This is a genomic window from Pseudomonas sp. SDO5522_S412 (genome assembly GCF_054071215.1).
The window spans coordinates 34,811-55,234 of sequence record NZ_JBSVWQ010000001.1; the positions used below are offsets into that span (position 1 = coordinate 34,811).

Annotated in this window: 17 protein-coding genes and 2 tRNA genes; 2 read left to right on the plus strand and 17 right to left on the minus strand. The window is 57.8% G+C overall.

All coding sequences use genetic code 11. The features are described 5' to 3' along the window. The first annotated feature begins 56 nt into the window (after positions 1-56). Positions 57-2,996, plus strand: coding sequence for a DUF748 domain-containing protein (locus ACW9I6_RS00160; RefSeq protein ID WP_008436847.1), 2,940 nt, complete (start codon positions 57-59; stop codon positions 2,994-2,996). Positions 2,997-3,326: 330 nt separating this feature from the next. Here the strand turns inward: ACW9I6_RS00160 and ACW9I6_RS00165 are convergent, their stop codons facing one another. The 16 genes from ACW9I6_RS00165 to rlmE form a co-directional block, all read right to left on the minus strand. Further along, the gene (locus ACW9I6_RS00165) at positions 3,327-3,947 is read right to left on the minus strand and encodes a BON domain-containing protein (protein WP_093201985.1); all 621 of its coding nucleotides are present in this window, start codon (positions 3,945-3,947) and stop codon (positions 3,327-3,329) included. A 295-nt stretch (positions 3,948-4,242) separates the two neighbouring features. Beyond that, the gene (gene pnp / locus ACW9I6_RS00170; protein WP_003212180.1) at positions 4,243-6,348 is read right to left on the minus strand and encodes a polyribonucleotide nucleotidyltransferase; all 2,106 of its coding nucleotides are present in this window, start codon (positions 6,346-6,348) and stop codon (positions 4,243-4,245) included. Between the two features lie 194 nt (positions 6,349-6,542). Then, positions 6,543-6,812, minus strand: coding sequence for a 30S ribosomal protein S15 (rpsO, locus tag ACW9I6_RS00175; RefSeq protein ID WP_003177875.1), 270 nt, complete (start codon positions 6,810-6,812; stop codon positions 6,543-6,545). 159 nt (positions 6,813-6,971) lie between these two features. Then, positions 6,972-7,889, minus strand: a complete 918-nt coding sequence (gene truB / locus ACW9I6_RS00180; RefSeq protein WP_003212182.1) for a tRNA pseudouridine(55) synthase TruB — start codon at positions 7,887-7,889, stop codon at positions 6,972-6,974. A gap of 3 nt (positions 7,890-7,892) precedes the next feature. Further along, positions 7,893-8,294 (minus strand): 30S ribosome-binding factor RbfA, encoded by a 402-nt coding sequence (gene rbfA / locus ACW9I6_RS00185; protein WP_457338633.1) that lies wholly within the window; start codon positions 8,292-8,294, stop codon positions 7,893-7,895. A 159-nt stretch (positions 8,295-8,453) separates the two neighbouring features. Next, positions 8,454-10,976, minus strand: coding sequence for a translation initiation factor IF-2 (gene infB, locus ACW9I6_RS00190; RefSeq protein WP_003212186.1), 2,523 nt, complete (start codon positions 10,974-10,976; stop codon positions 8,454-8,456). A 27-nt stretch (positions 10,977-11,003) separates the two neighbouring features. Further along, positions 11,004-12,485, minus strand: coding sequence for a transcription termination factor NusA (gene nusA, locus ACW9I6_RS00195; RefSeq protein ID WP_003212187.1), 1,482 nt, complete (start codon positions 12,483-12,485; stop codon positions 11,004-11,006). 47 nt (positions 12,486-12,532) lie between these two features. Beyond that, positions 12,533-12,991, minus strand: coding sequence for a ribosome maturation factor RimP (rimP, locus tag ACW9I6_RS00200; protein ID WP_003235029.1), 459 nt, complete (start codon positions 12,989-12,991; stop codon positions 12,533-12,535). 140 nt (positions 12,992-13,131) lie between these two features. Further along, positions 13,132-13,208: transfer RNA gene (locus tag ACW9I6_RS00205), tRNA-Met, on the minus strand. 96 nt (positions 13,209-13,304) lie between these two features. Then, a tRNA-Leu gene (locus ACW9I6_RS00210) sits at positions 13,305-13,390 on the minus strand. A 21-nt stretch (positions 13,391-13,411) separates the two neighbouring features. Continuing rightward, positions 13,412-13,795, minus strand: a complete 384-nt coding sequence (gene secG, locus ACW9I6_RS00215; protein WP_026078118.1) for a preprotein translocase subunit SecG — start codon at positions 13,793-13,795, stop codon at positions 13,412-13,414. 4 nt (positions 13,796-13,799) lie between these two features. Next, positions 13,800-14,555 carry a triose-phosphate isomerase gene (gene tpiA, locus ACW9I6_RS00220; RefSeq protein ID WP_008436843.1) on the minus strand — a complete coding sequence of 252 codons (756 nt, stop codon included), beginning with the start codon at positions 14,553-14,555 and terminating at the stop codon, positions 13,800-13,802. A 66-nt stretch (positions 14,556-14,621) separates the two neighbouring features. Next, complete coding sequence (gene glmM, locus ACW9I6_RS00225) at positions 14,622-15,959, minus strand: phosphoglucosamine mutase (protein ID WP_457338634.1); 1,338 nt, start codon at positions 15,957-15,959, stop codon at positions 14,622-14,624. 16 nt (positions 15,960-15,975) lie between these two features. Further along, positions 15,976-16,827, minus strand: a complete 852-nt coding sequence (gene folP, locus ACW9I6_RS00230) for a dihydropteroate synthase (RefSeq protein ID WP_087693399.1) — start codon at positions 16,825-16,827, stop codon at positions 15,976-15,978. An 8-nt stretch (positions 16,828-16,835) separates the two neighbouring features. Continuing rightward, complete coding sequence (gene ftsH, locus ACW9I6_RS00235; RefSeq protein ID WP_008436840.1) at positions 16,836-18,746, minus strand: ATP-dependent zinc metalloprotease FtsH; 1,911 nt, start codon at positions 18,744-18,746, stop codon at positions 16,836-16,838. Between the two features lie 200 nt (positions 18,747-18,946). Continuing rightward, the gene (rlmE, locus tag ACW9I6_RS00240) at positions 18,947-19,597 is read right to left on the minus strand and encodes a 23S rRNA (uridine(2552)-2'-O)-methyltransferase RlmE (protein WP_003212203.1); all 651 of its coding nucleotides are present in this window, start codon (positions 19,595-19,597) and stop codon (positions 18,947-18,949) included. A gap of 105 nt (positions 19,598-19,702) precedes the next feature. Between rlmE and yhbY the strand changes: the two genes are divergently transcribed. Then, complete coding sequence (yhbY, locus tag ACW9I6_RS00245; RefSeq protein WP_003212205.1) at positions 19,703-20,011, plus strand: ribosome assembly RNA-binding protein YhbY; 309 nt, start codon at positions 19,703-19,705, stop codon at positions 20,009-20,011. A gap of 8 nt (positions 20,012-20,019) precedes the next feature. Here yhbY and ACW9I6_RS00250 read toward each other — a convergent pair whose 3' ends face one another. Continuing rightward, positions 20,020-20,424: a hypothetical protein gene (locus tag ACW9I6_RS00250; protein ID WP_003212207.1), complete on the minus strand. Its 405-nt coding sequence runs from the start codon at positions 20,422-20,424 to the stop codon at positions 20,020-20,022.

Genomic DNA, 20,424 nt, shown 5'->3' on the forward strand with positions numbered 1-20,424 from the left:
CCGTAAACCCGTGCCATACTCCAAGGCACTCTTGATTGACATAGATGGCGTCACATATGCCCAAAGGATTGATTCGCGCCGCTGGCGCCTTGCTGACCGCCCTTGCCCTGTACAGTTTGCTGGGCTTCCTGATTCTCCCCGGTATTGCCCTTCGCGTGGCCAACCAACAGTTGGCCAACTACGCCACGGTGCCGGCGCGTGTCGAGCGTATCGAGCTCAACCCGTTCAGCCTCGAACTGACCGTGTGGGGCCTGAATATCGGTGAGCCGGGCAAGGAGCAAGTGGCCTTTGAACGCCTCTATGCCAACCTGCAGATCGACAGCCTGTGGACCCGCGCCCTGCACCTGGCCGACGTACAACTCGACAAGCCCAAGACCGAGCTGCTGTTCGACAAATCCGGCCAGCTCAACCTGGCGCAGTTGTTCAAACTCCCGGCCAGCGAACCGACACCAACCGATCCGAACGCCAAGCCATTCCCGCTGCGCATCGATAACATCAAGCTGGCAGGCGGCTATGTGCACTTCCAGGATTTGCGCCCGAGCGAGCCGATCGAGTTTCTCTACGACAAACTCGATTTCGAGCTGAAAAACCTCAGCACGCTGCCCGATGACAACGCCGACATGACCCTGGTAGCAGCCGGCCCTGAAGGCGGCCAGATCGACTGGACCGGTAACTTCAGCCTGATCCCGATCGCCTCCGAGGGCAAACTCAAGGTTACCGACGGCAAGATGAAAGTCTGGTGGCCGTATGTGCGTGACGCGGTGCCGCTGGTTCTGGAAGACGGCATCCTCAACTTCAGCACCGACTACAAGCTGAGCCTGGCCAAGGAAACCGAGCTGAACCTGACCAACGTCGCCCTGAGTGTCGCGCCGTTTGCGATCAAGGCACCGGATGGCCGGCCGCTCGCGCGCCTGCAGAAGCTGGACGTCAGCGAAACCACCGTGGACCTGGCCAAACAGCAAGTGATCGTCGGCAAGATCCGCAGTAATAAACTCGAAACCTGGGCCGCCCTTGAAGCCGACGGCCAGCTGGACTGGCAGAAGCTGTTTGCCAGCCAACCGAGCAAACCTGCAACTGCACCCGCAGCCGAGCCAGCCACCGCACCCGCTACCGCCGACTCGCCAAAACCTGCACCGGCAGCGCCGAGCAAGCCTTGGCAAGTGCTGCTCAAGGACGTGCAACTGCGCGACTATCAAGTGCATCTGGCTGACCGCTCGGCCAAACCGGCAGTCGCCCTGGAAGTCGGGCCGCTGAACCTTGACCTGCAGGGTTTCGACAGCCTTAACCAGAGCCCTTTTACCCTCAAGCTCGATACCGGCGTAGGCAAACAAGGCAAGCTCGAGGCGACCGGCCAGGTCAACCTGAGCCCGGTCAGCGCCAAGCTGAAAGTGGACACCAAAGACATCGACCTGCGCGTCGCCCAGTCCTATATCAGCCCGTTTATCCGCCTGGAACTGCGTAGCGGCATGCTCGGCAGCAACCTCGACGTGAACCTGAAAAGCACCGACCCCCTGGCATTCCAGGTGACCGGCCGGGCCCAGGTCGACCAGTTGCACACCCTGGACACCATGAAGACCCGCGACTTCCTCAAGTGGCAGCGCCTGGTGCTGGAAGGCGTGAATTATCAACACGGCGACAGCCTGTCGATCGACAAGGTCAACCTGTTGCAGCCCTATGCGCGCTTCATGATCAACGATGACCGCACCACCAACATCGATGACCTGCTGATCCCGCAGCCGGCCAACAGCCCCGGCAAGTCCGCGGCGAAACCTGCGGCCAGCAAAGAAAAGCCTCTGGGCATTCATATTGGTCAAATTGCGATCAACGACGGCTCGGCCAACTTCGCCGACTTCAGCCTGACCCCGAACTTCGCCACGGCCATCCAGCAGCTCAACGGCCAGATCGGCACCATTGACAGTCGCCAGGCCAAACCGGCCAGCGTCGACGTCAAGGGCAAGGTTGACCGTTATGCACCGGTCACCATCAAGGGCAGCGTGAATCCGTTTGACCCGATGGCCGCACTGGATATCGCCACCAGCTTCAAACGCGTCGAACTGACCACCCTGACGCCATACTCGGGCAAGTTTGCCGGGTTCCGCATCCGCAAGGGTCGGCTCAACCTGGACCTGCATTACGTCATCACCAAGGGCCAGTTGAAGGCCGAAAACAAGGTGGTGGTCGAGCAACTGCAACTGGGTGAGAAGGTCGACAGCGCCGACGCCGTGGACCTGCCGATTCGCCTTGCGATAGCCCTGCTCAAGGACTCCGACGGCAAGATCTCGATCGAACTGCCGGTGACCGGCGACTTGAACAACCCGCAGTTCAGCGTCATGCCGATTGTCTGGCAGACCCTGCGCAACCTGGTAGTACGTGCGGCCACGGCGCCATTCAAGTTCATTGGCGGCCTGATCAGCGGTGGTGGTGCCCAAGACCTTGGCAACGTGTCGTTTGCCGCAGGCTCGAGCGAGCTGAGCAAGGATTCCCAGTCGGCCCTCGACAGCCTGGCCAAAGCCCTCAAGGAGCGCCCTGCGCTGCGCCTGGAGATCGAAGGCACCGCCGCTGCCAGCAGTGACGGCCCGCTTTTGGCCGCACAACGGCTGGAACGCGAATACCAGTACAACTACTACAAGATCCTCCAGCGCCGTGGCGACAAGGTGCCGGCCCAAGCGTCGCTGCTTGAAGTACCGGAAAAGGAAAAGGCGCCGCTGCTGGAAGGCATCTACCGCACCCGCCTGAAACAACAGCCTCCGGCCGAATGGAAAGACCTGAGCAATGACGAGCGCACCGCCAAGCTGCGGGACGGTGTAATCAAGTTCTGGAGCGGCAGTGACGTGTTGCTGCGCCAACTGGGCCAGGACCGCGCCAGCGCGATCAAGGACTACCTGGTAGACAAGGCGCAGCTGGAAGATGAGCGGGTTTACTTTATCGATGCAAACCTTGGGGAAGCAGAGAAAGATGGTCGGGTGGTAACACCGATGCATCTGGATGCCGAATAAACCGGCACCCGCTGAGTACCTGTGGCGAGGGGGCTTGTCCCCCGTTGGGCTGCGTAGCGGCCCCAATGAGGGCGTCGCGGTCATTCAGGCGGATCACCGTCGTCATACCAAGGGGCCGCTACGCAGCCCAACGGGGGCAAGCTCCCTCGCCACAAGAGCCACGCTGACCTCCCCACTTTTCTACCCACAATAGAACAGGCCCCGACACAAGTGCCGGGGCCTGTAATGACCACATCCGTGTGGTCGGTCGCATGAACCTGTGAGGTGCATTGAGCGGATATCTAACTCGCTCGTGGCCGCCTCCGCCTAGCTCAGGCGATTCGTTAAGCGTTACTCTGCTTTCAGGCCGTCGGCCGATACAGCTTTAACGCCTTTGATTTTCTTGGTGATGTTCACCGCGGTGGTTTTCTGCGCTTCAGTCACTGCGACGGTCGACGACAGGGAAACTACACCTTTGTTGGTTTCGACTTTGATGTCGGTGCCAGGAATACCTTTCTCGGTTACCAGGTCAGCTTTCACTTTGGTGGTGATCCAAGTGTCCGAGGTGGACTCTTTGGCACCAGCAGCTGCGCTTTTGGTTTTGTCGACGTTATCAGCCTTGGTAGCGCCGCCAGCCATCAGGCCGTCAGCCGAAACTGCGGTTACGCCTTTGATTTTCTTGGTGATCGCTACAGCAGTAGCTTTCTGAGCGTCGGAGATAGCAACTGTCGAGGACAGGGAAACCACACCGTTGTTGGTCTCAACCTTGATGTCCGAACCTGGAATGCCTTTCTCGGTCAGCAGGTCGGATTTAACTTTGGTGGTGATCCAGGTATCCGAGGTAGCCTCTTTAGCCTTGGTGACTTCACCGGCCGCCAGCGTCATAGGGGCTTGGGAAGTCTGAGCAAAGGCTACGTTAGCACCCATGGCCAGGGTCAGAGCGGTAGCAGTAGCGAGAGCGAACTTCTTCATACGAGTAACTCCTGTTTTATTAAAAGTCTGCAGTACGTAAACCTTGATGCTGCAGCGTTAACAGGGATATTGCAGGCAGTGTGCCAACTCGAGTCGACCGATTAAATGCTTATAAAACAACACGTTATGAAAACAGGTGATTTTCGGAATCGTGCAACTTGCATGAAGGCGAACGTGCCTGCATGCAAGTTGCGGTTTTTGGGGTATGGCTAAACGCCTGATTTCGCGACAGTTTCCCGCAGGCATAAAAAAAGGACTCCGAAGAGTCCTTTTTCAGCTTGCAGCGACGGGGTGATTAAACGCCCGAAGCCTTGGCTGCTGCTACGTCCTTGATGGACAGCTTGATACGGCCGCGGTTGTCCACGTCCAGTACCAGCACTTCCACTTCCTGGCCTTCTTTCAGGATGTCGGTCACTTTCTCAACGCGAGCATCGCTCAGCATGGAGATGTGAACCAGACCGTCCTTGCCCGGCAGGATGTTGACGAATGCGCCGAAGTCGACGATGCGCTCAACCTTACCGACGTAGATCTTGCCGATCTCGGCTTCAGCAGTGATACCCAGGACGCGCTGACGTGCCGCTTCAGCCGCTTCCTTGGTTTCGCCGAAGATCTTGATCGAGCCGTCGTCTTCGATGTCGATCGAAGCCTTGGTCTCTTCACAGATCGCACGAATGGTCGCGCCGCCTTTACCGATAACATCACGGATTTTGTCGGTGTCGATTTTCATCGCGATCATGGTCGGAGCATTTTCCGACAGTTCGGTACGGGACTGGCCAATGATCTGGTTCATCTGACCGAGGATGTTCAGGCGCGCTTCCAGGGCTTGGCCCAGAGCGATTTCCATGATTTCTTCGGTGATGCCCTTGATCTTGATGTCCATCTGCAGCGCGGTAACACCTTTGGCGGTACCGGCTACTTTGAAGTCCATGTCGCCCAGGTGGTCTTCGTCGCCCAGGATGTCGGTCAGGATGGCGAACTTCTCGCCTTCTTTAACCAGGCCCATGGCGATACCGGCAACCGGTGCCTTCATCGGAACGCCGGCATCCATCAGAGCCAGGGAAGCGCCGCAGACCGAAGCCATGGAGCTGGAACCGTTGGACTCGGTGATTTCCGACACAACGCGAATGGTGTACGGGAACACGTCGGCGGCAGGCAACATGGCTGCAATCGAACGACGGGCCAGACGGCCGTGACCGATTTCGCGACGACCAGCGCCACCCATGCGACCACACTCACCTACCGAGAACGGAGGGAAGTTGTAGTGCAGCATGAACGGGTCTTTTTTCTCGCCTTCCAGGGTGTCCAGCAGCTGTGCGTCACGGGCAGTACCCAGTGTTGCAACAACCAGGGCCTGGGTTTCGCCACGGGTGAACAGGGCCGAACCGTGGGTTTTTGGCAGAACGCCGACTTCGATGTTCAGCGGACGTACGGTGCGGGTGTCGCGGCCGTCGATACGTGGCTTGCCGTTAACGATGTTTTCGCGAACGGTGCGGTATTCGATTTCGCCGAAGGCTGCTTTGACTTCGCTGGAAGAAGGCTGGCCTTCTTCACCGGAAAGCTTGGCAACAACCTGGTCCTTCAGTTCACCCAGGCGAGCGTAACGGTCGGCCTTGATGGTGATGGTGTAGGCGTCAGAGATAGCGGTGCCGAACTCGGAGCGGATAGCGCCCAGCAGTGCGGTAGCTTCTGGCTGAGGAGCCCAGGTCCAGGTTGGCTTGGCAGCTTCAGCGGCCAGTTCCTTGACAGCGTTGATCACAACCTGGAACTCGTCGTGAGCAAACAGTACAGCGCCCAGCATCTGGTCTTCGGTCAGCTCTTTGGCTTCCGATTCAACCATCAACACGGCTTCCGAAGTACCGGCAACGACCATGTCCAGGCTCGAAGCTTTCTGTTGTTCGTAAGTCGGGTTCAGCAGGTAGCCGGTGCTTTCGTGGAATGCAACACGGGCAGCGCCGATCGGGCCATCGAAAGGAATACCGGAGATGGCCAGGGCCGCCGAGGTACCGATCATCGCAGCGATGTCCGGATCGGTCTTCTTGCTGGTGGAAACGACGGTGCAGACAACCTGCACTTCGTTCATAAAGCCTTCTGGGAACAGCGGACGGATCGGACGGTCGATCAGTCGGGAAGTCAGGGTTTCTTTCTCGGAAGGACGGCCTTCACGCTTGAAGAAACCACCAGGGATCTTACCTGCAGCGTAAGTCTTTTCCTGGTAGTGAACGGAAAGAGGGAAGAAGCCTTTGCTTGGGTCAGCGGTCTTGGCGCCTACAACGGTCACCAATACGGTGACGTCGTCGTCAACGGTAACCAGCACTGCGCCGGAGGCTTGACGGGCGATACGGCCTGTCTCGAGGGTAACGGTCGACTGACCGAACTGGAATTTTTTGATAACCGGGTTCACGGTGTCCTACCTTCTTTGTGGCTCTTGGGGAACTTGTCTTCTTGCGAAATTCTTGGGCAATGTCGGGAATCGGCCCAACGCCTGTCCAGGGTAAAACGTGTATCCAGATAAAACTTGAGGCTGGAAGCCTGCCATGGGCCAGCGGGAAACCCACTGACACACGACAGCCAACCAACCTCTAGCGCAATCGCTTATTAGCGACGCAGACCCAGGCGACCGATCAGAGTCTGATAACGACCCAGATCCTTGCCTTTCAGGTAGTCCAGCAGCTTACGGCGCTGGTTTACCATGCGGATCAGACCACGACGGGAGTGGTGATCTTTACCGTTGGCCTTGAAGTGACCTTGCAGCTTGTTGATGTTGTGGGTCAGCAGTGCAACTTGCACTTCTGGCGAACCAGTGTCACCAACAGCTTGCTGATAGTCAGCAACGATTTGTGCTTTTTCTTGAACGTCGAGAGCCATGAGGCAATCCTTTTTTCAGGAAACCACCCAAAGGGCAGTTTCAACAGGCCAGGGACAAATCCCTGTATCTAAAAATGAGTAGTGACCATGCCTGCTAACAGCCACCCTCGTTCCAGTTTGAGTAAAAGCTACTGCGCTTTTACCACAAACTGGTTTCGGTCATTCTGACCGAATCAGTCGACGCGGCGCGATGCGCCCGTCTTCGCTCACTTCACCGATACCGATAAAGCGACCGTTGTGATCTTGTACCCGTACCATGCCGAACTTCGGGGCATCCGGTGCACGTACCGGCTGGCCGTTAAGCCAGTAGAACGCGCTGTGCTCCGAGAAGTGCAGCAATGGCCAATCCAGCAAACCGCTGTCCGATGGCATCAGGAAGCGATCAACCGCTTCGTTGCCGCCTTCGGCATGTACCGCTTCCAGCTCTTCCAGCGTGACCGTCTGGGCCAGGGTGAAAGGGCCTGCCTGGGTGCGTCGCAGTTCTGCAACGTATGCGCCACAGCCTAGTTGCTCACCGATATCTTCCACGAGGGTACGGATATAGGTGCCTTTGCTGCAGTCCACCGCCAACCGGGCGGTGTCGCCTTCAGCGGCGAGCAATTCCAAGCGCGCAATAGTAACAGAACGCGGTTCGCGCTCCACCACTTCCCCTGCACGTGCCAGCTTGTATAGAGGCTGGCCATCACGCTTGAGAGCCGAGTACATCGGCGGTATCTGACTGATTTGCCCACGAAAAGCAGGTAAGGCAGCTTCGATATCAGCACGACCAACGGTCACCTCGCGAACCTGCAAAACATCACCTTCGGCGTCTGCCGTGGTGGTGGTCTTGCCCAGTTGCATCAGGGTCTCGTAGCCCTTGTCGGAATCGAGCAGGTATTGCGAAAACTTGGTGGCCTCGCCGAAGCACAACGGCAACACGCCGGTGGCCAAGGGGTCGAGGCTGCCGGTGTGCCCTGCCTTCTCGGCATTGAGCAGCCAGCGAACCTTCTGCAACGCCGCATTGGAGGTAAAACCAATGGGCTTGTCGAGCAGAATGATGCCGCTGACATTACGACGGATACGTTTGACCTGAGCCACCGATTACTCCTTGGCGTCTTCAGGCGTGGCGGATTCCGGGTGCTGATTGTCTTCAGCCACGGCCCGCTCGATCAGTGCCGACAGGTGCGCGCCACGCACGACGCTTTCGTCGTAGTGGAAGTGCAACTGAGGAACGCTGCGCAGCTTCATTTCACGGGCCAACTGCATACGCAGGAAACCTGCGGCGGAGTTGAGCACCTTGACGCTTTGCGCGATTTCTTCGCTGTTGTCCTGGCCCATCACGGTGATGAAGATCTTGGCGTGACCAACGTCACGGCTGACTTCAACGGCGGTGATGGTGACCAGGCCAACACGTGGGTCTTTTACTTCACGACGGATCAGCTGTGCCAGCTCACGCTGCATCTGATCGCCGATACGTTGGGTACGGCTGTATTCTTTTGCCATGTCTTGTTACCTGTTGCTGCCACACGGTGAAACCCGTGGGGTCTGAAAGCGGCAAACGCCCGGCCTGACAAAAGCCAGACCGGGCGTTGCGTTTAGAGTCCGGACACAGCGCCAGGCATTTGCATGCCCGGGCGCTGCGTGGCCCTTGAAGTACGCGAGTTAGAGGCTGCGAGCAACCTGGACCTTCTCGTAGACTTCGATCTTGTCACCCGCCTTGACGTCGTTGTAGCTCTTGACGCCAATACCGCATTCCATGCCGGCACGTACTTCGGAAGCGTCATCCTTGAAGCGGCGCAGGGATTCCAGCTCGCCTTCGAAGATAACGATGTCTTCACGCAGTACACGGATTGGACGGTTACGGTGCACAACACCTTCGATAACCATGCAACCGGCGATCGCGCCGAATTTCGGCGAGCGGAACACGTCACGCACCTCGGCCACACCCAGGATGTTCTCCCGGACGTCGCTGCCAAGCATGCCGGTGAGGGCTTTCTTGACGTCTTCGATGATGTCGTAGATGACGTTGTAGTAACGCATGTCCAGGCCTTCCTGCTCGACGATCTTCCGTGCGCCAGCATCGGCACGCACGTTGAAGCCGAACAGTACAGCGTTGGAAGCCAGTGCCAGGTTGGCGTCGGATTCGGTGATACCACCGACGCCGCCACCGACAACACGCACTTGCACTTCGTCGTTACCCAGGCCGTTCAAGGCGCCGTTCAACGCTTCGAGGGAACCACGAACGTCAGATTTGAGGACGATGTTAAGCGTCTTCTTCTCTGCCTGGCCCATGTTCTCGAAGATGTTTTCCAGCTTGCCGGCGTGAGCACGGGCCAGCTTGACTTCGCGGAACTTGCCTTGACGGAACAGAGCCACTTCACGGGCTTTCTTCTCGTCCGACAGCACGCTCATCTCGTCGCCAGCGTCCGGGGTACCGTCCAGGCCGAGGATCTCGACAGGGATGGAAGGACCGGCTTCCTTGATTGGCTTGCCGTTCTCGTCGAGCATGGCACGTACACGGCCATAGTTCGAACCGACCAGTACCATGTCGCCTTGGCGCAGGGTACCGTCTTGAACCAGAACGGTTGCAACCGGGCCACGACCCTTGTCGAGACGCGATTCGACCACAACACCACGACCCGGGGCCGATGGAGTTGCTTTCAGTTCAAGAACTTCGGCTTGCAGCAGGACAGCTTCAAGCAGTTCGTCTACACCGGTACCGACTTTTGCCGAAACCGAAACGAATGGCGTATCACCGCCCCACTCTTCGGAAGTCACGCCGTGAACCGACAGTTCGCTACGGATGCGATCGAGATCGGCGCCCGGCTTGTCGATTTTGTTCACTGCAACAACCAGAGGAACGCCAGCGGCTTTAGCGTGCTGGACAGCTTCAATGGTCTGCGGCATTACGCCGTCGTCCGCTGCAACTACCAGGATCACGATGTCAGTCGCCTTGGCACCACGGGCACGCATGGCGGTAAACGCGGCGTGACCAGGGGTGTCGAGGAAGGTGACCATGCCGCGTTCGGTTTCAACGTGGTATGCACCGATGTGCTGGGTGATGCCGCCGGCTTCGCCTGCAGCTACCTTGGCACGACGGATATAGTCGAGCAGCGAGGTCTTACCATGGTCAACGTGGCCCATTACGGTCACGACTGGCGCACGGGAGAACGTCTCGCCTTCAAACTTCAGGGACTCGGCCAGGGAATCTTCCAGGGCGGTGTCGCTGACCAGGGTCACTTTGTGGCCCAGCTCTTCAGCAACCAGTTGGGCAGTTTCCTGGTCCAGTACCTGGTTGATGGTCGCTGGGGTACCCAGTTTGAACATGAACTTGATGATTTCAGCAGCCTTGACCGACATCTGATTGGCGAGGTCGCCAACAGTGATGGTCTCGCCGATCTGCACATCACGCACGACAGGGCCGGTTGGGCTCTGGAAACCGTGGGCGTTGCGCTTCTTCAGCTTGGCCTTGCCGCGACCACCGCGACGGAAGCTGTCGCTTTCTTCGTCGGTAGTACGTGGGGCAACACGTGGCGCTGGCGCCTTCTCTTTGACCGAAGCACGATGTGGAGCGTTTTTGCGCTCACCATCGCCACTGCCACGACGATTGTTATCGTCGGCACGTGGTTTGTCCGGACGACGAGGTTCTTCGCGTTTGCGAGCGTCGGCTGCAGGAGCTGGCGCGGCGGCAACCGGAGCGGCCTCACGAACAGCTTCAACAGGCGCGCTAGGCGCGGCAACGGCCTCAGTGTTAGCAGGTTGCGCAGCAGCAGGCTGGCGACGCGCTTCTTCTTCGGCGCGACGCTTGGCTTCTTCTTCAGCCTTCTGACGAGCAGCATTTTCTACTGCGCGACGTTCTTCCAGTTCGCGTTTGCGCTCGGCTTCGATTTCTTCCGGGCTGCGCTGTACGAAGACTTTCTTCTTGCGTACTTCAACGCTGATGCTCTTGCTGCCAGCAACACGCAGGGTGCTGGTGGTTTTGCGCTGCAATGTAATCTTGCGCGGTTCTTCCACTTTCGCCTTGTGGCTGCTCTTCAAGTGAGTCAGCAAAGACTGCTTCTCACTATCGCTCACACCTTCATCGGCGGCGGTGTGCGGCAGACCTGCCTCACGCATCTGCTGCAACAGGCGCTCTACCGGTGTTTTGACCTCATCGGCCAGTTGTTTCACCGTGACTTGCGTCATGCACTTCTCTCCTCAGGCCGCGCCTAATTACTCGAACCAATGGGCTCGGGCGGCCATGATCAACTTGCCGGCACGATCATCGTCAATGCCGTCGATGTCGAGCAGGTCGTCAATAGACTGCTCGGCCAGGTCTTCGCGGGTAATTACGCCGCGCACCGCCAGTTCCATCGCCAAATCCTTGTCCATACCCTCAAGCGAGAGCAGGTCTTCGGCCGGATGGGCGTCTGCCAGCTTTTCCTCAGTAGCGATGGCTTTAGTCAACAAACGATCCTTGGCCCGAGCGCGAAGCTCGTTGACGGTGTCTTCGTCAAAGCCGTCGATGTTGAGCATTTCTTCCAACGGTACGTAGGCAATCTCTTCCAGGCTGGTGAAGCCTTCATCTACCAGCACCTGTGCCAGGTCTTCGTCGACTTCCAGCTCGTCGATGAAGTTGCGCAGGATGTCACCGGTTTCTGCTTGCTGCTTAGCCTGGATGTCCGATTCGGTCATCACGTTCAGGGTCCAGCCGGTCAACTGGCTGGCCAAACGTACGTTCTGACCACCGCGACCGATGGCCTGAGCCAGATTGTCTGCGCCAACGGCGATGTCCATTGCATGGGCATCCTCGTCAACGATAATTGCCGCCACTTCAGCAGGCGACATTGCGTTGATCACGAACTGCGCAGGGTTATCGTCCCACAGGACGATGTCCACACGCTCACCGCCCAATTCGCCCGACACTGCCTGGACGCGCGAACCGCGCATACCAATGCAAGCGCCTTGCGGGTCGATGCGTTTGTCCTTGGAGCGGACCGCGATCTTGGCGCGTGAACCCGGATCGCGGGACGCAGCCATGACTTCGATCAGGCCTTCGGCAATTTCCGGCACTTCGATGCGGAACAGCTCGATCAGCATTTCCGGCGCGGTACGCGACAGGATCAACTGAGGGCCGCGGTTCTCGGTGCGGATTTCCTTGAGCAGCGCACGCAAGCGCACGCCAACCCGGAAAGTTTCGCGGGAAATGATGTCTTCGCGGGCCAGCAACGCTTCAGCGTTGTTACCCAGGTCGACGATCACGTTGTCGCGGGTGACTTTTTTCACGGTGCCGGAGATGATTTCCCCCAGGCGCTCGCGGTAAGCGTCAACGACTTGAGCGCGCTCGGCTTCGCGGACCTTCTGCACGATGACTTGCTTGGCAGTCTGTGCAGCGATGCGGCCGAACTCGATGGATTCGATCTTTTCTTCGACGACATCACCGACCTGGGCGCCCGGATGCGTTTCAGCAACCTTGCTTGGCCAGGTTTCGATGGCCGGATCATCAAGATCGGCTTCTTCGACGACCGTCCAGCGACGGAAAGTCTCGTAGGCACCGGTGTGGCGGTTGATTTCCACACGCAGATCAACTTCGTCTTCAAAACGCTTTTTGGTAGCAGTGGCCAGGGCCAGCTCCAGCGCTTCAAAAATCACGTTTGCCGGTACGCCCTTTTCATTGGATACCGACTCAACAACCAGCAGTACTTCTTTGCTCATCGTACGCCTCGCCTTTCGCAAGCCATTGGATCCGCGGGATCCGCGTCTCAGTCAAAACTGGGAATAATGTTGGCCTTGTCGATCATATCGATCGGCAACAGGAACTCATGGTCTTCTACCTGCACCACGACGTCCTGCTCTTCTACACCGCGCAGAAGGCCCTGAAAGTTGCGTCGCCCTTCAAAGGGAGAGCGCAGCTTGATCTTCACTTGTTCACCGGCAAATTTTGCAAACTGATCAATAGTGAACAGTGGGCGTTCCATGCCAGGCGAGGAAACTTCGAGGGTGTATTCAACGGAGATCGGATCTTCAACATCCAGGACACCGCTGATCTGACGGCTGACAATGGCACAATCGTCCACCAGCACGCCGCCCTCTTTATCGATATAAACGCGCAACATTGAGTGGCGACCTTGAGCCGAAAACTCAATACCCCAGCATTCATAGCCTAGGGCCACGACCACCGGGGCCAACAAGGCCTGCAACTCTTCTAGCTTGCTCGACACCTGAACCCCCTCGTGCATGTATGTGCATGCTGTGCAAAATAAAAAAATGGGCGAAACGCCCATCCTTGAAACGCCGTCGAACAGCGGCGTTGAAAGTGTCCAGCTAACAAAAAGCCCCTTAAAAGGGGCTCCGCTAAAACTGGTTGCGGGGGCCGGATTTGAACCGACGACCTTCGGGTTATGAGCCCGACGAGCTACCAGACTGCTCCACCCCGCGACAAAGCTGGGGCGGAAGTATACGACCGATCCCTTACAGGGTCAATGTAACCTTCCACCTACAAGAAAGCCCGCAACAGCGGGCTCTCCTGATAATTGGTACCGAGAAGGGGACTCGAACCCCTACACCCTATGGGCACAACCACCTCAAGGTTGCGTGTCTACCAATTCCACCACCTCGGCAATACAGCTTTTACAATCTTCTTACTTCTGCTCTTGAGCTGGAGGTACGTCAGTCGCTGGAGTAGCCGACTTTTGCTCTTGAAGCACCGGGACATCATCAGAAGCCGGTTTTGCTTTTGGTACTTCCAACACTGCTGGGTTTGGGAGACCTACTTGAGTCAGCACATGAGCTTTCTCTTTAGCAAAGTAACCTAACCCCAAGCTGGTTATGAAGAAACCGGCGGCAAGTATAGCAGTAAACTTACTAAGAAAGGTAGAGGAACCTTGGCTTCCGAACACAGTATTTGAAGCACCTGCCCCGAAAGACGCACCAGCGTCCGCACCTTTACCCTGCTGCAGCAAAACCAGAGCAACTACGCCCAGTGCACCCAGCAGATGAAAAACAACGATGACTGTTTCCAGCATTTTTTCAGTTTCCCGCGGCGCGACAAATCGCACCGAACTCATCTGCATTCAGGGAAGCTCCACCAATGAGCCCCCCATCGATATCCGGCATGCCGAACAGTTCGACCGCATTGGCCGCCTTCACGCTGCCGCCGTATAGAAGCCGCACACCTCGTGCGACCTCAGAATTCTCTGCCGCCAACTGCGCGCGGATGGCTGCGTGCACATCCTGCGCCTGTTGCGGCGAAGCAGTCAGCCCGGTGCCAATGGCCCAGACCGGCTCGTAAGCAATTACTGCATTTGCAAAGGCACCGACTCCCAGCTCCTCGATGATGCTGCCCAGCTGACGCCCGACAACCTCAAGAGTTTTACCGGACTCACGCTGCTCAAGGGTCTCCCCTATGCACAACACCGGAACCAAGCCGCAAGCCTGTGCCGCCGCGAATTTGCGATTGAGTGTCCCATCACGCTCGCCCATGATCTGGCGGCGCTCGGAGTGCCCAACAAGCACCAGGGAACAACCCGCATCAACCAGCTGACTCGGTGCAATCTCACCGGTCAACGCACCTTGCATGGATTCCACCGCAGAGTTCTGCGCACCGACCTGGATCGACTTGCCTTTCAAGCCATCAATCACTTGATTGATATACAAGCAAGGCGGGAATACCGCGACATCAACACCGCCAGGCAAGGCCAAATGACGAAGGCCATTGATCAGCTCAGCGACACTGGCGCGGGTACCGTGCATCTTCCAGTTACCAGCTACCATAGTGCGACGCATGCTGTACCTCGTCGGTCAAAGTGGGCGCAGATGTTACCCAACCACATCATCACTGGCAAGCCGAATTCAGGCGCAAACTTCAGTTACCAGTTTTGCCAGCTCTTCGGCATAGCCGCGAACCTGTGTTTCGTCCTCGCCCTCGACCATTACACGCACCAAAGGCTCGGTACCCGACTTGCGCAGCAAGACCCGGCCACGCCCCGCCATGGCGGCAGTCACGCGCTCACTGGCCTCTTTGACAGCTGGATGCTCGATAGGGTTGTCACCGCCTGCAAAGCGCACGTTGAGCAGCACTTGCGGGCACTTGCGCAACGCCTGCCGCGCCTGGGCCAGGCTTTCTTCACGGCGACGCAGCGCCAGCAGCACCTGCAGCGCCGCAATGATCGCATCCCCGGTAGTCGTGTGCTGGAAGCAGACGATATGACCGGAATTTTCGCCACCCACCTGCCAATTACGCTCCAGCAGGTCGGCAATCACGTAGCGGTCACCGACATTGGCGCGCACAAACGGGATCCCCAGATCTGCCAGGGCCAGCTCCAGGCCAAGATTGCTCATCAAGGTACCGACGACGCCGCCTTGCAGCTTGTCACGCTCATGCAGGTCACGGGCGATGATGAACAACAGGTCGTCGCCATCGACGATCGCGCCAGTGTGGTCGACCATCAATACGCGGTCGCCATCACCATCGAACGCGATGCCCAAGTCGGCATGCTCAGCCAGGACAGCCGCCTGCAACTGCCCCATGTGGGTTGAGCCGCAGTTGGCGTTGATGTTCAGGCCGTTCGGCTGCGCCGACAGTACAGTAACGTCTGCGCCAAGCTCCTTGAACACACTCGGTGCGACTTTGTACGTCGCGCCGTGGGCGCAGTCGATGACGACCTTCAACCCGGCAAAATTGGTGCTGCTAGGCACGCTGCTTTTGCAGAATTCGATGTAACGGCCGGAAGCGTCGTTAATCCGCGATACCTTGCCCAGCTTGCTCGATTCGACGACGGTCATCGGCGCATCCAGCAACTCTTCGATCATGTGCTCGATCTCATCCGGCAGCTTGGTGCCCTGGCCCGAGAAGAACTTGATGCCATTGTCATCGTGGGGATTGTGCGAAGCGCTGATCACGATACCGGCTTCAGCATGAAAGGTACGCGTCAGGTAAGCGATCGCCGGCGTAGGCATCGGCCCCAACAGCATCACATCAGCGCCGGCAGCAGACAGACCTGCCTCCAGCGCAGACTCAAACATATAACCCGAGATACGCGTGTCCTTACCCACCAGGATACGGCAGGCCCCCATGCTGCGGAACGCCATGCCGGCGGCCCAGCCCAGCTTGAGCATGAAATCGGGAGTAATCGGGAATTCGCCGACCCGACCGCGAATGCCATCGGTGCCAAAATACTTTTTAGTCATAAGTGCTCCATCATTCTTATTCGGCTGATTCAACCGCTGCGATCATCCGCACTACATCTATCGTCTCGGCCACGTCATGCACGCGCAAGATGCGCGCACCCTTGACCACGGCAAGTGCCGCAAGTGCCAGGCCGCCATGCAGCCGCTCACCCACGGGACGATTCAACGCCAGACCTATCATGCTCTTGCGCGAAACCCCGACCAACAAGGGGCGACCAAGGGCATGCAGGGATTCCATATGCTTGAACAGGCTTAAATTGTGCTGCAAGGTCTTGGCAAAGCCAAATCCCGGGTCGAGGATTATCCGCTCGGGAGCAATCCCCACCGCCGCGCATTGAGCCATGCGCTCGGCAAGGAAGCCTTTCACTTCACCGACCAGATTGTCGTAATGCGGGTCGTCCTGCATCGTGCCCGGCTCGCCAAGCATATGCATCAGGCAAACCGGCAGCCCCGTCGCGGCGGCCGCATCCAGAGCGCCATCGCGCTGCAAAGAGCGCACATCGTTGATCAACCCTGCACCCAGCCGCGCAGTTTCGCGCATAACGGCAGGGGTCGAGGTGTCGACAGAGATGATGACGTCCAGCTCTTGATGGATGCGCTCGACAATCGGAGCAACCCGTTCCAGTTCCTCCAGGGGAGAAACTGCGCGCGCGCCGGGCCGGGTTGATTCGCCACCGACGTCAATCAGAGTCGCACCGGCAGCCACCATCGCTTCCGCATGGCGCAACGCAGCATCAAGCTGACTGAAGCGACCACCATCGGAAAAGGAATCAGGGGTTACATTAAGAATGCCCATAACGTGTGTATGGGCCAAATCAAGAACCCGGCTGCCGCAAGGCAACCGGGTCGAGGACAACGCAGAAGTCATTTCAAACCTTAATGGTCAGCAGCCGGGCCGCCGATCGGGGCTTCAGGGCGTTCGTTCTGTACCACTGGCGGCGTGCCGGAAGTACCCGAACCACCTTCCCAATCGCGAGGCTCGCGAGGCGTACGACCAGCCATGATGTCGTCAATCTGCTCGGCATCAATGGTCTCGTACTTCATCAGGGCATCAGCCATGGCGTCGAGCTTGTCGCGGTTATCGGTGAGGATCTGCTTGGCCGTGCCGTAGCACTGGTCAATGATGCTGCGCACTTCGGAGTCGATCAGCTTGGCTGTCTCGCCGGAGAAGCTGGCAGCTTGACCACCACCACCGCGACCCAGGAATACTTCGCCTTCTTCCTCGGCATACATCAAAGGACCGAGTTTCTCCGACAGACCCCACTTGGTCACCATGTTCCGTGCAATCTGGCTGGCACGCATGATGTCGTTGGAGGCACCGGTGGTAACACCATCGAAGCCCAGGGTCATCTCTTCGGCGATCCGGCCGCCATACAGCGAGCAGATCTGGCTGATCAAGGCACGCTTGGAGAGGCTGTAGCGATCCTCTTCCGGCAGGAACATGGTGACGCCCAGCGCCCGGCCACGAGGAATGATCGATACCTTGTAGACCGGGTCATGCTCAGGCACAACGCGACCAACAATGGCGTGACCGGCTTCATGATAAGCGGTGTTCTGCTTCTCTTTCTCGGACATGACCATGGATTTGCGCTCGGCGCCCATCATGATCTTGTCTTTCGCCAGCTCGAACTCCTTCATTTCAACGATGCGCTTGCCGGTACGGGCGGCAAACAGCGACGCCTCGTTCACCAGGTTGGCAAGGTCGGCACCGGAGAAGCCTGGAGTACCACGGGCAATCACGGCCGGAGCCACGTCGTCGCCCATTGGCACTTTGCGCATGTGCACTTTCAGGATCTGCTCACGACCACGGATGTCTGGCAACCCGACAACGACCTGACGGTCAAAACGGCCCGGACGCAGCAAAGCGGGGTCGAGTACGTCTGGACGGTTGGTTGCAGCGATCACGATGATGCCGTCGTTCATTTCAAAGCCGTCCATCTCAACCAGCAACTGGTTAAGCGTCTGCTCACGCTCATCATGACCGCCGCCCATGCCGGCGCCACGATGACGACCAACGGCGTCGATTTCATCGATGAAGATGATGCACGGAGCGTGCTTCTTGGCCTGTTCGAACATATCGCGAACACGGCTGGCACCTACACCGACGAACATTTCGACGAAGTCGGAACCGGAAATGGTGAAGAAAGGTACTTTAGCTTCGCCGGCAATGGCCTTGGCCAACAGGGTTTTACCGGTACCTGGCGGGCCAACCATCAGCACACCGCGAGGAATACGGCCACCCAGGCGCTGGAACTTGCCCGGATCGCGCAGGAATTCAACCAGTTCGCCCACTTCTTCCTTGGCTTCGTCGCAACCGGCAACGTCAGCCAGGGTGGTTTTCACCTGATCTTCGGAAAGCAGGCGTGCCTTGCTCTTGCCGAAGCTCATCGGCCCGCCCTTGCCTCCCGCACCACCTTGCATCTGGCGCATGAAGAACATGAACACGGCGATAATCACCAGTATCGGGAAGCTGGCCACCAGGAGCTGGGTCCAGATGCTCTGCTGCTCAGGCTGCTTGCCTTCAACAACCACGTGGTTATCCACCAGGTCGCCGATCAGGCCATTGTCCTGGATTGCCGGACGGATGGTCTTGAAGCTGTCGCCATCGTTGCGCTTGCCGGTAATCACGTAGCCATCAACCGCTACGCGCTCGACCTTGCCATCCTTAACTTGCTGGATGAAGTCGGAATAGTTGAGGGTCTGCGGCTCGTTAGGGCTGGAGAAGTTGTTCATCACCGTCACGAGGACAGCCGCGATGATCAACCACAGGATCAGATTCTTTGCCATATCGTTCAATTAACTACCCTCTGAAGCAAGCTCCGCTACTGGCGCGTGCTTCGCATGATATTCACCGGCCTAACTTACTACATTACCTACAACTCTGGCAGGCGCCGTCTGTAACCCTTTGTGAAACTTTGACTACACAATATTCGTAAAGCTTCGTGACGAAAGCGATATAAAAAAACCTATCGCCTCCGTCAAATTTCTCAAAAACGCTCTTCACTGGCAGCGCCTTCAATGCCACGGAAGCCGCGACCCAGCAAATACTGCTCGCGAGACCTGTCCCGGGAAGAGTCAGGCTTGCGTGTCTGTACCTTGTCGAACAGTTTGCGGATGTTCTTGTGATACTCGTCGAAGCCTTCACCCTGGAAGACCTTGACCAGGAAGTCACCACCCGGACGCAGTACCCGTCCTGCCAGGTCCAGTGCCAATTCGCACAGGAACATGGCTCGCGGCATATCAACAGCCGGTAATCCACTCATATTGGGGGCCATATCGGAAATCACAAGGTCTACCTGCGAATTTCCGACGGCCTCAAGGATCTGTGCCAGCACTTCATCCTGGGTAAAATCGCCGTGAACAAAGGTCACGTCAGGGATGCTGTCCATTTCCAGGATGTCGGAAGCGATCAAACGGCCTTGTCCACCAATCAGACGACTGGTCACCTGGGACCAGCCACCCGGGGCGGCACCCAGGTCGATAACGCTCATGCCAGGACGGATCAACTTGTCCTTTTCCTGGATCTCCAGCAGTTTGTAGCTGGCCCGGGAACGGTAGCCATCCTTTTGCGCCATTTTGACGTAAGGGTCGTTGAAATGCTCTTGCAGCCACTTAAGGCTAGTTTTGGAACGGGCCACGGGCCACCTCGAAAATAAAACGGGTCGTGATTAACTGGGCGGTCCCGGACTCGCTCGGGTAAACTGGCCGCCGCTTTTTACAAGATCAGACGCAGGGGTCAGATTATGCCGCTCACTCAAGAGCAGAAGAAACAGTACAAATCCATTGGCCACCATCTGAAACCAGTTTTGATTGTGGCTGACAACGGTTTGACTGAAGGTGTGTTAGCCGAACTTGAACGCGCATTGGGCGATCACGAGCTAATCAAGATCAAGGTCAGCATCCTTGATCGCGAGGCGCGCCTGGCAGCTATTGCAGAACTGTGCAAGGCTGGCAAAGCGGACCTGGTTCAGGTCATCGGCAAGATGGCGCTGCTGTATCGCAAGAACTTCAGCGCCAACAAGCAACTGTCGAACGTACACCGCTTCAAGTGAAACAAGGGTCACGGGCGTGCTTCGCACGCCCTGCCACTCCATCCTGGCGCCGGCTGTACAACCAGCACCAACCCGGAAAACCCTAGCACAAGATAGCTGAACAGCTGCCAGCGCAACGCCTCCGGCAGAAAGATGCGCACCACGCAAAACATTGCGCACGCATACAGCGCCATCAACAGCAGTTGCCCGCGAATATCCCGCCACAGACTCCCCAAGCCTTCGGCCTTGATCAGCACCAGCGCCTGAAGCGTCACGCACGCCGCTGCAAAACCTACCAGCAACGCGCTTAATAATCCGCTGACCTCATCGATCAGCAACGGTGCCAGGCCAATCAGGCCCAGCGCCGGCAGCACACCAATATGTAACAGCCATAGGCCGCCAACCCAAAGCATCTGGGCAAACTGCCAAAGCAT

Bases quoted from the DNA above. Each gene is read 5' to 3' on its own strand.
- ACW9I6_RS00160 (WP_008436847.1), top strand. From the start codon at position 57: ATGCCCAAAGGATTGATTCGCGCCGCTGGCGCCTTGCTGACCGCCCTT.
- ACW9I6_RS00165 (WP_093201985.1), bottom strand. From the start codon at position 3,947: ATGAAGAAGTTCGCTCTCGCTACTGCTACCGCTCTGACCCTGGCCATG.
- rpsO (WP_003177875.1), bottom strand. From the start codon at position 6,812: ATGGCTCTCGACGTTCAAGAAAAAGCACAAATCGTTGCTGACTATCAG.
- rbfA (WP_457338633.1), bottom strand. From the start codon at position 8,294: ATGGCAAAAGAATACAGCCGTACCCAACGTATCGGCGATCAGATGCAG.
- infB (WP_003212186.1), bottom strand. From the start codon at position 10,976: ATGACGCAAGTCACGGTGAAACAACTGGCCGATGAGGTCAAAACACCG.
- nusA (WP_003212187.1), bottom strand. From the start codon at position 12,485: ATGAGCAAAGAAGTACTGCTGGTTGTTGAGTCGGTATCCAATGAAAAG.
- secG (WP_026078118.1), bottom strand. From the start codon at position 13,795: ATGCTGGAAACAGTCATCGTTGTTTTTCATCTGCTGGGTGCACTGGGC.
- tpiA (WP_008436843.1), bottom strand. From the start codon at position 14,555: ATGCGTCGCACTATGGTAGCTGGTAACTGGAAGATGCACGGTACCCGC.
- glmM (WP_457338634.1), bottom strand. From the start codon at position 15,959: ATGACTAAAAAGTATTTTGGCACCGATGGCATTCGCGGTCGGGTCGGC.
- folP (WP_087693399.1), bottom strand. From the start codon at position 16,827: ATGACTTCTGCGTTGTCCTCGACCCGGTTGCCTTGCGGCAGCCGGGTT.
- ftsH (WP_008436840.1), bottom strand. From the start codon at position 18,746: ATGGCAAAGAATCTGATCCTGTGGTTGATCATCGCGGCTGTCCTCGTG.
- yhbY (WP_003212205.1), top strand. From the start codon at position 19,703: ATGCCGCTCACTCAAGAGCAGAAGAAACAGTACAAATCCATTGGCCAC.
- ACW9I6_RS00250 (WP_003212207.1), bottom strand. From the start codon at position 20,424: ATGCTTTGGCAGTTTGCCCAGATGCTTTGGGTTGGCGGCCTATGGCTG.